The sequence below is a fragment of the Acidovorax sp. Root217 genome, from assembly GCF_001428645.1.
GTDB lineage: Bacteria > Pseudomonadota > Gammaproteobacteria > Burkholderiales > Burkholderiaceae_C > Acidovorax.
In genome coordinates this window covers 140,974-151,729 of record NZ_LMIH01000011.1, presented here as the reverse complement: position 1 = coordinate 151,729, position 10,756 = coordinate 140,974, and the positions used below count along the sequence as shown (strand labels likewise).

Annotated in this window: 10 protein-coding genes and 1 tRNA gene; 2 read left to right on the top strand and 9 right to left on the bottom strand. The window is 68.7% G+C overall.

Going from position 1 to position 10,756, the window contains the following annotated elements:
• Positions 1 to 285: 285 nt before the first annotated feature.
• The 8 genes from ASE31_RS10040 to ASE31_RS10005 form a co-directional block, all read right to left on the bottom strand.
• Positions 286 to 373, bottom strand: a tRNA-Ser gene (locus tag ASE31_RS10040).
• Between the two features lie 19 nt (positions 374 to 392).
• The gene (ureG, locus tag ASE31_RS10035; RefSeq protein ID WP_057201502.1) at positions 393 to 1,076 is read right to left on the bottom strand and encodes an urease accessory protein UreG; all 684 of its coding nucleotides are present in this window, start codon (positions 1,074 to 1,076) and stop codon (positions 393 to 395) included.
• Positions 1,073 to 1,789: an urease accessory protein UreF gene (locus tag ASE31_RS10030; protein WP_057201501.1), complete on the bottom strand. Its 717-nt coding sequence runs from the start codon at positions 1,787 to 1,789 to the stop codon at positions 1,073 to 1,075. The genes ureG and ASE31_RS10030 overlap by 4 nt, the downstream gene beginning before the upstream one ends.
• A 42-nt stretch (positions 1,790 to 1,831) precedes the next feature.
• On the bottom strand, positions 1,832 to 2,470 hold the full coding sequence (gene ureE / locus ASE31_RS10025; protein ID WP_057201500.1) for an urease accessory protein UreE: 639 nt from the start codon (positions 2,468 to 2,470) through the stop codon (positions 1,832 to 1,834).
• A 27-nt stretch (positions 2,471 to 2,497) separates the two neighbouring features.
• Positions 2,498 to 4,216, bottom strand: a complete 1,719-nt coding sequence (gene ureC, locus ASE31_RS10020) for an urease subunit alpha (protein WP_057201499.1) — start codon at positions 4,214 to 4,216, stop codon at positions 2,498 to 2,500.
• Between the two features lie 71 nt (positions 4,217 to 4,287).
• Positions 4,288 to 4,593, bottom strand: a complete 306-nt coding sequence (locus ASE31_RS10015; RefSeq protein WP_057201498.1) for an urease subunit beta — start codon at positions 4,591 to 4,593, stop codon at positions 4,288 to 4,290.
• A 34-nt stretch (positions 4,594 to 4,627) separates the two neighbouring features.
• Positions 4,628 to 5,230, bottom strand: a complete 603-nt coding sequence (locus ASE31_RS10010; RefSeq protein ID WP_057201497.1) for a HupE/UreJ family protein — start codon at positions 5,228 to 5,230, stop codon at positions 4,628 to 4,630.
• A 25-nt stretch (positions 5,231 to 5,255) separates the two neighbouring features.
• Positions 5,256 to 5,558: an urease subunit gamma gene (locus ASE31_RS10005; RefSeq protein ID WP_055399013.1), complete on the bottom strand. Its 303-nt coding sequence runs from the start codon at positions 5,556 to 5,558 to the stop codon at positions 5,256 to 5,258.
• Between the two features lie 200 nt (positions 5,559 to 5,758).
• Here ASE31_RS10005 and ASE31_RS10000 point away from each other — a divergent pair, with 200 nt between their 5' ends.
• Complete coding sequence (locus ASE31_RS10000; RefSeq protein ID WP_057201496.1) at positions 5,759 to 9,379, top strand: ATP-binding protein; 3,621 nt, start codon at positions 5,759 to 5,761, stop codon at positions 9,377 to 9,379.
• Positions 9,376 to 10,422 carry a response regulator gene (locus tag ASE31_RS09995; protein ID WP_235514382.1) on the top strand — a complete coding sequence of 349 codons (1,047 nt, stop codon included), beginning with the start codon at positions 9,376 to 9,378 and terminating at the stop codon, positions 10,420 to 10,422. Before ASE31_RS10000 ends, ASE31_RS09995 begins: the two co-directional genes overlap by 4 nt.
• Here the strand turns inward: ASE31_RS09995 and ASE31_RS09990 are convergent.
• Complete coding sequence (locus tag ASE31_RS09990; protein WP_057201531.1) at positions 10,419 to 10,745, bottom strand: hypothetical protein; 327 nt, start codon at positions 10,743 to 10,745, stop codon at positions 10,419 to 10,421. The genes ASE31_RS09995 and ASE31_RS09990 overlap by 4 nt on opposite strands.
• Positions 10,746 to 10,756: the final 11 nt, after the last annotated feature.

The following is a 10,756-nucleotide window of genomic DNA, read 5'->3' as shown; positions in this document are numbered from 1 at the left end:
TACCCGGCGAGACCGGTTTGTCGGGCGTTGCAGCCGATGCTCCTTCTGCCGCGCACGCTCCTCAGCCCCAGGTGGGCGCACCCTGCGTTAGAGGCGGCCTTTCCATTGAGGAACCTGGCGGTCGATGCCATGGCGCACCATCAGGCATGGCGCACCATCAGGTCCAGTGGTGGCCTGCATGTTCAAGGCTTGTCGAACTGCGCCAGTTCAGTCAATTCCGCGCCAGGGTGCAAACAAAGCGCAAAAAACAAAAGCGCCTCGTGAGGCGCTTGTCTTCTAGCTATCTGGCGGAGACTGTGAGATTCGAACTCACGGACGGTTGCCCGTCGGCAGTTTTCAAGACTGCTGGTTTAAACCACTCACCCAAGTCTCCGGGAGGGAAGGCGCGTATTCTAGCCGGCCGCAGAGGTCGCTTTGGTCAGCATGCCTTTGGTCTCGATGAAGCGCACCACCTCGGCCAGGCCCGCGAGGGTTTTCAGGTTGGTCTTCACGAAGGGGCGCAGGCCCTGGGGCGTGGTGCGCATGCGCACGGTGTCGGACTCCATCACCGACAGGTCGGCGCCCACGTGCGGCGCCAGGTCGGTCTTGTTGATGATGAACAGGTCGCTCTTGGTGATGCCGGGGCCGCCTTTGCGCGGGATCTTTTCGCCGGCAGCGACGTCGATCACGTAGATGGTCAGGTCCGACAGCTCGGGGCTGAAGGTGGCGGCCAGGTTGTCGCCGCCGCTCTCGACGAAGACCACGTCCGCATCCGGGAACTGCTCGAGCATGCGGTCGATGGCTTCGAGGTTGATCGACGCGTCCTCTCGGATCGCCGTGTGCGGGCAGCCGCCGGTCTCCACGCCCAGGATGCGCTCGGCGGGCAGGGCGCCGCTCACGGTCAGCAGGCGCTGGTCTTCCTTGGTGTAGATGTCGTTGGTGATGGCGATCAGGTCGTAGTCGTCGCGCATGGCCTTGCACAGCATTTCGAGCAGGGTGGTCTTGCCCGAGCCGACGGGGCCGCCGATGCCCACGCGCAGCGGGGGCAGGTGCTTGGTGCGGCGAGGGATGTGGTGCAGGGGGCTGGTGGTGGTCATGATCTGAAAAGGCGTGAATACTGGGTTTCGTGCCGGGCCGACAGGATGGCCAGCATGGGTGAAAAAGCCTGGCGCTCGCCGTCGGGCAGCGCCAGCGCATGGGTGGCGGCATCGGGTATGGCCTGGGCGAGCTTTGCCAGGATGCGCTGGCCGGCGCTCTGGCCCAGCGGCATGGACTTGAGGGCGGCCTGCACCATGTTCTCGGCCCAGCCGAAGGCAAAGGCCAGCAGCACATCGTGGCCCGATGCCTCGGTGGTGGATGCTGCCAGCGCGAAGGCCACGGGGTAGGTGGGCGGCAGGGCGGCCAGGGCCTGCACCGTCGGCATGCACGCCGTGTCGCCCTGGTGCTGGTTGCGCAGCCAGTCGGCCAGCGAGCGGCCCATCTGCTCGGTCTGCAGGCGCAGCTCGCTGGTCTCGCGCGTGTGCAGCACCCAGTCGTTGAGCTCGCGCACGTGCGCCATGTCGCCCTGGCGCCACGCACCCACGGCCTGGGCGACCACGGCCATGTCGCCGCGCGCCTGGGTGATGTGCAGCTGGTCCAGCAGCCAGGCGGCCACGGCCGCTTCGGATGCGACGCCGGCCGACTCGATGGCGCTTTCCAGCCCTTCGGAATACGAGAAGCCGCCCACCGGCAGCGCGGGCGAGGCCAGCCAGATCAGCTGCAGCAGGCTGGCTGCGGGCAGGGCGGTGGGGGCCGGGGGCTCGCGCATCATGGTGGTGATCCTCGCTGCTGGCGGTGCCGGGCGGCGGGCCGCTCAGTGGGCATGACCGTGGCCGTGGCCGTGGCCGTCGCCATGGTCATGGTCATGGTCATGGTCATGGTCATGGTCATGGTCATGGGGGTGATCGTGTGCGTGCCCAGCGTGTGCACCGTGCCCTTCTTGCGCATGGCCATGGTCGCCATGGTCATGGCCGTGGTGGCCGTGCCCGCCGCCATGCCCCGCCGCATAGGCGCCGCCCTCGGGCTCGAAGGCCATGTCCCTGGCGTGCACGATCAGGTGCATGGCGCGCAGCATGTCGGCCAGCACGTGATCGGGCTCGATCTTGAGGTGGTCGGGCTGCAGCTCGATGGGCACGTGGCGGTTGCCCAGGTGGTAGGCGGCGCGCGTCAGGTCGAACGGTGTGCCGTGGTTCTTGCAGTGGGTGATGTAGAGCACCGCCTGCGGGGCCGCCAGCACGCGCACCAGCGAGCCGTCTTCGGCCACCAGTACATCGCCGCCGCGCACCACCGTGCCACGGGGCAGGAAGACGCCCAGCTCGCGCCCGGCAGAGTCGGTGGCCGAAAAGCGGCTTTTCTGGCGCACGTCCCAGTCGAGCTCCACCGTGGTGGCGCGCTTGAGCAGCACGGGGGCCAGGCCGCGGCCCTGGGCAATGAGTTTGGAGGCCTGGATCATCGGATCAAATAAGGGTGCGGTGTCGGTTCAAAAGAGGAAATAGCGCTGCGCCATGGGCAGCAGCGTGGCCGGCTCGCAGGTCAGCAACTGGCCGTCGGCGCGCACCGTGTAGGTCTGTGCGTCCACCTCCATGCGCGGCGTGTAGTGGTTGTGCACCATGTGCTGCTTGCGCACGCCGCGGATGTTGCGCACGGCGACCAGCGTCTTGGCCAGGCCGAAGCGCTCGCCGATGCCTGCATTGAGCCCCGCCTGCGAGACGAAGGTCAGCGAGGTGCGCGCGATGGCACCGCCGAAGGCACCGAACATCGGCCGGTAGTGCACCGGCTGCGGCGTGGGGATGGAGGCATTCGGGTCGCCCATGGCCGCCATGGCGATGAAGCCGCCCTTCAAGATCAGCGCCGGCTTCACGCCGAAGAAGGCCGGTTTCCAGATCACGATGTCGGCCCACTTGCCGACCTCGATGGAGCCCACCTCGTGGCTGATGCCGTGCGCGATGGCCGGGTTGATGGTGTACTTGGCCACATAGCGCTTGATGCGCGTGTTGTCGTTGCGCGCGCTGTCGCCGTCGAGCGAGCCGCGCTGCGCCTTCATCTTGTGCGCCGTCTGCCAGGTGCGCAGGATCACCTCGCCCACCCGGCCCATGGCCTGGCTGTCGCTGCTCATCATGCTGATGGCGCCCAGGTCGTGCAGGATGTCTTCGGCCGCGATGGTCTCCTTGCGGATGCGGCTCTCGGCAAAGGCCAGGTCCTCGGCGATGCCGGCATCGAGGTGGTGGCACACCATGAGCATGTCCACATGCTCGTCCAGCGTGTTCACCGTGTAGGGCATGGTCGGGTTGGTGGACGAGGGCAAAAAGTTCGCCTCGCCCACCACGCGCAGGATGTCCGGCGCATGGCCGCCGCCCGCGCCTTCGGTGTGGAAGGCGCAGATACCGCGCCCGCCCACGGCGGCGATGGTGTTCTCGACAAAGCCGGATTCATTGAGCGTGTCGCTGTGGATGGCGACCTGCGTGTCCGTCTCTTCAGCCACATCCAGGCAGTTGCTGATGGCCGCGGGCGTCGTGCCCCAGTCCTCGTGCAGCTTCAGGCCAATGGCTCCCGCCTCGATCTGCTCGCGCAGCGGCGCCGGCAGGCTGGCATTGCCCTTGCCCAGAAAGCCCAGGTTCATCGGAAAGGCATCGGCCGACTGCAGCATGCGCTCCATGTTCCAGGTGCCGGATGTGCTGGTGGTGGCCAGCGTGCCCGTGGCCGGGCCCGTGCCGCCGCCCAGCATGGTGGTCACGCCCGAGGCCAGGGCCTCCTCGATCTGTTGTGGGCAGATGAAGTGGATGTGGCTGTCGATGCCGCCCGCGGTGACGATGTTGCCCTCGCAGCTGATGACCTCGGTGCCCGGGCCGATGATGATGTCCACCCCCGTCTGCGTATCGGGGTTGCCGGCCTTGCCGATGGCCACGATGCGCCCGCCCTTGAGGCCGATGTCCGCCTTCACGATGCCCGTGTGGTCGATGATGAGCGCATTGGTCAGCACAGTGTCCACGGCGCCGCCGTCGCGCGTGCGCTGGCTTTGCGCCATGCCGTCGCGGATGGTCTTGCCGCCGCCGAACTTCACCTCTTCGCCGTAGCCTCCGGCGCGCAGGGTGTAGTCCGCCTCCACCTCGGCGATCAGGTCGGTGTCGGCCAGGCGCACGCGGTCACCCACGGTGGGGCCGAACATCTCCGCATAGGCGCGTCGTCCAATGGTTGCCATGGTTCAAAACCTTTTGCTGGTGCCCGGCGCGGGGCTGGAAAGGGGGGTGGAGAAAAGGGCAGGGCGCTGCATCACAGCGGCCCCTGCACCAGCCCGCGAAAGCCGTACACCGTGCGGTCGCCCGCATAGTCCACCAGCTCCACGGTGCGCTCCTGCCCGGGCTCGAAGCGCACGGCCGTGCCCGAGGCGATGTTCAGCCGCATGCCGCGCGCAGCCTCGCGGTCGAAGCCCAGGGCGCCGTTGGTCTCGGCAAAGTGGTAGTGCGAACCGACCTGGATGGGCCGGTCCGCCGTGTTGCGCACCAGCACGGTCAGCGTGCGGCGCCCGGGGTTCAGGGCGTGTTCACCCGCGTCGATCAGCAGTTCGCCTGGGATCATGGTGGCGTGTCCTTGTCTGATGAAAAGGGAGGGGTCAGGCCAGTTGCAGCAGCATGGCGCCGCCCAGGGCGGCCACGCCGGCACCGGCCGCGCGGGTCAGCCACACGGTGCGGTGGCGCAGCGCCCAGCCCGCAGCCAGGCCCGCGCAGTGCAGCAGCACCGTGGCGCACAGCATGCCGGCCAGGGTCTGCCAGGCGCTGTCGCTGCCGGCCAGTTCGTAGCCGTGGGCCAGGCCGTGGAACAGCGCGAACACGCCCACGCCCAGTGCCGCCGCCAGGCCCGGCACGCGCAGGCGCGACGCCACCAGCAGCCCCGTGGCCAGCAGCGAGGCAGCGATCATCGGCTCCACCGCCGGCAGGGCCACACCCTGCAGGCCCATCACCGCGCCCACCAGCAGCAGGCTGGCAAAGCCCAGCGGGCCCCACAGCAGCTCGGGCCCGGCGCGGCGCGCGGCCAGCGCGCTCCACAGGCCCACGGCCACCATGGCGGCCAGGTGGTCCAGCCCGAACAGCGGGTGGGTGAAGCCGCTGAAGAAGTCGCTGTGCGCGTGCGCGCCGCCATCGGTATGGGCGCTGGCGGCCGTGGCCAGCGTGGCCAGGGCGATGAGGGCAAGGGTGCGGGTGCGTGATGCGCGCATGGATTAAATCTCCGGAAAGTGCTGCTTAGACGATGGGTTGGTGCACGGTGACCAGCTTGGTCCCGTCGGGAAAGGTGGCCTCGACCTGGATGTCGGGGATCATCTCGGCGATGCCGTCCATCACGTCGGCGCGGGTCAGCACCGTGCGCCCCTCGCTCATGAGCTGGGCCACGGTCTTGCCGTCGCGCGCGCCCTCCATCACGGCGGCGCTGATCAGCGCCATGGCCTCGGGGTAATTCAGCTTCAGGCCCCGCGCCTTGCGGCGCTCGGCCAGCAGGGCCGCGGTGAAGATCAGCAGCTTGTCCTTTTCGCGGGGGGTGAGTTCCATGGTCTTGGTGGTGTGGTGATCGGATAGAGCGGTGCCATGCCGTGCGCTGGAGCAAGGGCTCGCCCTGGTCCGCACCATCATAGTGAGCAAGCCCCGTGCCGGCCATACGTCGATTGGCGCATCTGCCTTGCTTGGGGTGGCGCCAGTGGCATGGAAACTGCACCAGCAAAGGGACTGCCGCCCGCCGCCACTCCCGCCCCATGCCTTCCCCCACCGCTGCCACCATCGCGCCTTCCGAAGCGGGCACGGCAGCGCCTGGCATGGATGTGGACGCCCAGGCCCCGCAGCAGGTCGTCAAGGTCCGGCGCGACTACAACAGTTGGGTGGCCACCGAGACCATGGAAGACTACGCGCTGCGCTACACGCCCCAGCGCTTTCGCAAGTGGTCCGAATGGCGCGTGGCCAACACCGCCTTCGGCGCGGCCTCCTTCCTGATCCTGGAGGCCGTGGGCGCCACGCTGCTGGTGCAGTACGGCTTCGTCAACGCCTTCTGGGCCATCGTCGCCACAGGGCTCATCATTTTCCTGGCGGGCCTGCCCATCAGCGTCTACGCCGCCCGCTACGGGGTGGACATGGACCTGCTCACGCGCGGCGCGGGCTTCGGCTACATCGGCTCCACCCTCACCTCGCTGATCTACGCCTCCTTCACCTTCATCTTCTTCGCGCTCGAGGCGGCCGTCATGGCCTATGCGCTCGAGCTGGCGCTCGACATCCCGCCCACCTGGGGCTACCTGATCTGCGCCGTGGTGGTGATTCCGCTGGTCACCCACGGCGTCTCGGCCATCAGCCGGCTGCAGGTGTGGAGCCAGCCGCTGTGGCTGGTGATGCTGGTGGTGCCCTTCGTCTATGTCATTACGCACGATCCTGGTGCGTTCTTGGGCATATCGCACTATGGTGGTGAATCCGGGCGCGGCACTACCTTTCAATTGCCCTTGTTTGGTGCAGCACTCACGGTCGGCATTGCGCTCATTACCCAGATGGGGGAGCAGGCCGACTACCTGCGCTTCATGCCGGCGAGCACGCCGGCCACGCGCGGGCGCTGGTGGCTGGGGGTGCTGGCCGGCGGGCCCGGCTGGGTGGTGCTGGGAGTGCTCAAGATGCTGGGCGGCGCACTGCTGGCCTACCTGGCCCTTACCCACATGGTGCCGGCCGACCGCGCGGTAGACCCCAACCAGATGTACCTGGTGGCCTACGAATACGTGTTCCCGCACTACGGTTGGGCGGTGGCGGCCACGGCGCTGTTCGTGGTGGTCTCGCAGATGAAGATCAACGTCACCAACGCCTACGCGGGCTCGCTGGCCTGGTCCAACTTCTTCTCGCGCCTCACGCACAGCCACCCGGGGCGCGTGGTGTGGGTGGTGTTCAACACCCTCATCGCCTTCATGCTGATGGAGATGAACGTGTTTCGCGCCATGGGCGAGGTGCTGGGCCTGTACTCCAACATCGCCATCGCCTGGATCATGTCGGTGGTGGCCGACCTGGTCGTCAACAAGCCCCTGGGCCTGTCGCCCAAGGGCATCGAGTTCAAGCGCGCACACCTGTACGACATCAACCCCGTGGGCGTGGGCTCCATGGCGTTGGCCTCCGTGCTGTCCATCAGCTCCCACCTGGGCCTGTTCGGCCCGCTGCCGCAGGCCTTCTCGGCCGTGATCGCCATGGCGGTGGCCTTCGTCACCGCGCCGCTCATTGCCTGGGCCACCGGGGGGCGCTACTACATCGCGCGCCGCTCTGAGGCGCCGGCCCTGGCGGATCTGCAGGCCGTGCCCATGCATGGCCCGGTCAGCGGCCAGGTGGCGGCCGACCTGGGCGGCGCCCTGCGCTACTCCGTGCAGCGCTGCGTGGTCTGCGAGCGCGAGTACGAGGCGCCCGACATGGCCCAGTGCCCCGCCTACGGCGGCGGCATCTGCTCGCTGTGCTGCACGCTCGACGCGCGCTGCGGCGACCTGTGCAAACCCCATGCGAGCATGGCGGTGCAGTGGTCGTCGGCCCTGCGCTGGGTGCTGCCGCGCGCCATCTGGCGCTACCTGGATACGGGTCTGGGCCACTTCCTGCTGCTGATGCTGGTGATTGGGCCGCTCCTGGCCTCCGTCATGGGGCTGCTGTACCACCAGGAGCTCAACACCATCGCCCAGGCCATGACCGACACCGAGGTGCTGGCCGCTCCCGAGGTGGCGCTGCGCTCGGGCCTGCTCAAGGCCTACCTGGCGCTGCTGGTCATCTCCGGCATCGTCGCCTGGTGGCTGGTGCTGGCGCACAAGAGCCGCCAGGTGGCGCAGGAGGAATCGAACCGCCAGACCGGCTTGCTGGTGCGCGAGATCGAGCTGCACCGCCAGACCGACGAGGCCCTGCAGAACGCCCGCAGCGTGGCCGAGCAGGCGCGCCAGGTGGCCGAGGAAGCCCAGCGCGCCGCCGACCAGGCCAACCAGGCCAAGAGCCGCTACATCAGCGCCATCAGCCACGAGATCCGCACCCCGCTCAACTCCATCCTGGGCTATGCCCAGCTGATGGGCGAGGACGCCGGCGTGCCCCCACACCGCAAGCAGGCCGTGCACGTCATCCGCCGCGGCGGTGAGCACCTGTTGTCGCTGATCGAGGGCACGCTGGACATCGCGCGCATCGAATCGGGCAAGCTCACCCTCGACGTCACGCCCATGCGCTTTGCCGATGGCCTGCACGAGATGGCCAGCCTGTTTGAGCTGCAGGCCGCCGCCAAGGGCCTGGCCTTCCAGTTCGACGTGCAGGGCGTCATCCCCGAGGTGGTGCGCGCCGACGAAAAGCGCCTGCGCCAGATTCTCATCAACCTGCTGGGCAACGCCGTCAAGTTCACCGCCCACGGCCGCGTCACGCTGCGCGTGCGCTATGCCCGCGAAATCGCGCGCATCGACGTGCAGGACACGGGGCCGGGCCTGAGTGCCGACGAGATCGAGCGCATCTTCGAGCCCTTCGCGCGTGGCGGCAGCGCAGGGGCCGTGGCCGCCACGCCCGGTGCCGGCCTGGGCCTGACCATTGCCAAGATGCTCACCGCGCTCATGGGCGGCGAGCTCACCGTCACCAGCGAGCCCGGCCTGGGCTCGGTGTTCCACGTCAAGCTGTTCCTGCCCGAGGTGCATGCCGATGCCCTGGGCAAGGCCGCCGCAGTGCCGCTGGCGCGGGTGCAGCGGGTGCGCAAGGGCTACGCCGGCGAGCGCCGCCGCATCCTCGTGGTCGACAACGAAGAGCCCGACCGCGAGCTGCTGGTGCAACTGCTCGAACCCCTGGGCTTCGAGCTGCGCCAGGCCGCCAGCGGCCACGACGCGCTCGACCTGCTGGCCACCGGCTACCGCCCGCACGCCCTCTTCATGGACCTGGCCATGCCCGGCATCGACGGGTGGGAGACCATGCGGCGCGTGCGGCAGATGCATCTTGCCGATGTGCATTGCGCCATCGTCTCGGCGAATGCTTTTGACAAGGCGCTCGACAACGACGTGGACATCCGCCCAGAGGACTTCATCGTCAAGCCGGTGCGCCACAGCGAGCTGCTCGACTGGCTGGAGCGGCGCCTGGCGCTGCAGTGGCTCGGCGAAGCACAGGCCCCCGCCCCGGTGCTGGCCGCGCCCGATGCCGGGGCCGCCAGCGGGCCGCTGACCTACCCCGACCCCGGCGCCCTGGCCGCGCTGTCGCAGGCCGTGTCGCTGGGCTACTACCGTGGCATCCTCAACGCCCTGGAAGAGATCGAACGCCACCAGCCCGCGCATGGCGCCTTCGTGCACACCATGCGCGGCCTGGCCCGGCAGTTCCAGTTCGATGCCATGGGGCAGATACTTGAGCAGGCACCACCGTGAACACCGCAGCACCCAACCACGGCCCCCTGGCCGCATCCTCCCCCGGCGACACACTCGACCGGGGTGACAGCGACGTCGTGCTCATCGTCGATGACGTGCCCGACAACCTGGCCGTGCTGCACGATGCGCTCGACGAATCGGGCTACACCGTGCTCGTGGCCATGCACGGCGAGGCCGCGCTGCAGCGCGCCGCCCAGGCCCTGCCCGACATCGTGCTGCTCGACGCCATGATGCCCGGCATGGACGGCTTCGAGGTGGCTCGCCGCCTGAAGGCATCGCCCCTGACTGCGCACATCCCCATCATCTTCATGACCGGCCTGACCGAGACCGAGCACCTGGTGGCCGCGCTCGAGGCGGGCGGGGTGGACTACGTCACCAAGCCCATCAAGCCGCGCGAAGTGATGGCGCGCATGGGCGTGCACCTGGGCGCCGCGCGCAAGGCGCGGGCAGATGCCAGCCAGGCACGCGAGGCGCGCAATGCGCTCGACGCCTTCGGTTATGCCAGCATCACCGTGCGCGCGGTGGACGGGCGCATCGTCTGGCAGACGCCGCTGGCGCGCGAGCTGCTCAAGGCCTATTTCGGCGAGGCCAGCCCCTGGGCGCCCGAGCAGGTGCAGGCCTGGCTGCGCCGCCACGTGCTGGCCGAGAACGCCGCCGAACTGCTGGCCCATGCCCAGGCCGAGCCGCCGCGCCTGGCCATCGACCAGGGAGCGCGCCGCCTGACCTTCCGCCTGCACCAGCAGGCCGGCGACAGCGAGGGCGGCGGCGACTGGCTGATCGTGATGCGCGAGGTGTCCGACGCGAAGATCATCGAATCCATGAGCCTGTCCTTCAAGCTCACCGCGCGCGAGGCCGAGGTGCTGTACTGGGTGGTCAAGGGCAAGATCAACCGCGACATCGGGGACATCCTGGGCGCCAGCCCGGCCACCGTCAAGAAGCACCTGGAGCGCGTGTTCGCCAAGCTCGGCGTGGAGACGCGCACGGCGGCGGCGGGCATGGCGATGAACCGCATCCGCCAGCTGCACCCGCAGTTCGAGGGTTAGCGGCCTACAGCCTTCTCCAACTGCGCCTTGTTCATCTTCGAGCGGCCTTTGATGCCCTTGCGTTTGGCGTCTTCATAGAGCTGCTCGCGCGTGCGGCCCTGCGCGCCTTGGTGCGAGCGCTGGCCGCCGCGTACCGGGGCGGGTGTGTCCTTCAGGGTCTTGGGGTTGGCCTTCTCGGCCTCGCCGTGCTGCGCGCGTTCCTTGTTCACGGTGCGCGCGGCAACTTGCTCGGCCGTGCGCTCGCTCTTGCCGCGCTCGAGCAGGCTGTCCTTGATGTGGCTGTACTGGCGTTCGCGCTTGGCGCTCCAACGGGTCTGGGGCATGGGGTCCTCCA

What these genes read in the sequence shown, in the direction of transcription:
- ureG (WP_057201502.1), bottom strand. Translation starts at nt 1,076, where the DNA reads ATGACCACCACCAGCCCCCTGCACCACATCCCTCGCCGCACCAAGCAC.
- ASE31_RS10030 (WP_057201501.1), bottom strand. Translation starts at nt 1,789, where the DNA reads ATGATGCGCGAGCCCCCGGCCCCCACCGCCCTGCCCGCAGCCAGCCTG.
- ureE (WP_057201500.1), bottom strand. Translation starts at nt 2,470, where the DNA reads ATGATCCAGGCCTCCAAACTCATTGCCCAGGGCCGCGGCCTGGCCCCC.
- ureC (WP_057201499.1), bottom strand. Translation starts at nt 4,216, where the DNA reads ATGGCAACCATTGGACGACGCGCCTATGCGGAGATGTTCGGCCCCACC.
- ASE31_RS10015 (WP_057201498.1), bottom strand. Translation starts at nt 4,593, where the DNA reads ATGATCCCAGGCGAACTGCTGATCGACGCGGGTGAACACGCCCTGAAC.
- ASE31_RS10010 (WP_057201497.1), bottom strand. Translation starts at nt 5,230, where the DNA reads ATGCGCGCATCACGCACCCGCACCCTTGCCCTCATCGCCCTGGCCACG.
- ASE31_RS10005 (WP_055399013.1), bottom strand. Translation starts at nt 5,558, where the DNA reads ATGGAACTCACCCCCCGCGAAAAGGACAAGCTGCTGATCTTCACCGCG.
- ASE31_RS10000 (WP_057201496.1), top strand. Translation starts at nt 5,759, where the DNA reads ATGCCTTCCCCCACCGCTGCCACCATCGCGCCTTCCGAAGCGGGCACG.
- ASE31_RS09990 (WP_057201531.1), bottom strand. Translation starts at nt 10,745, where the DNA reads ATGCCCCAGACCCGTTGGAGCGCCAAGCGCGAACGCCAGTACAGCCAC.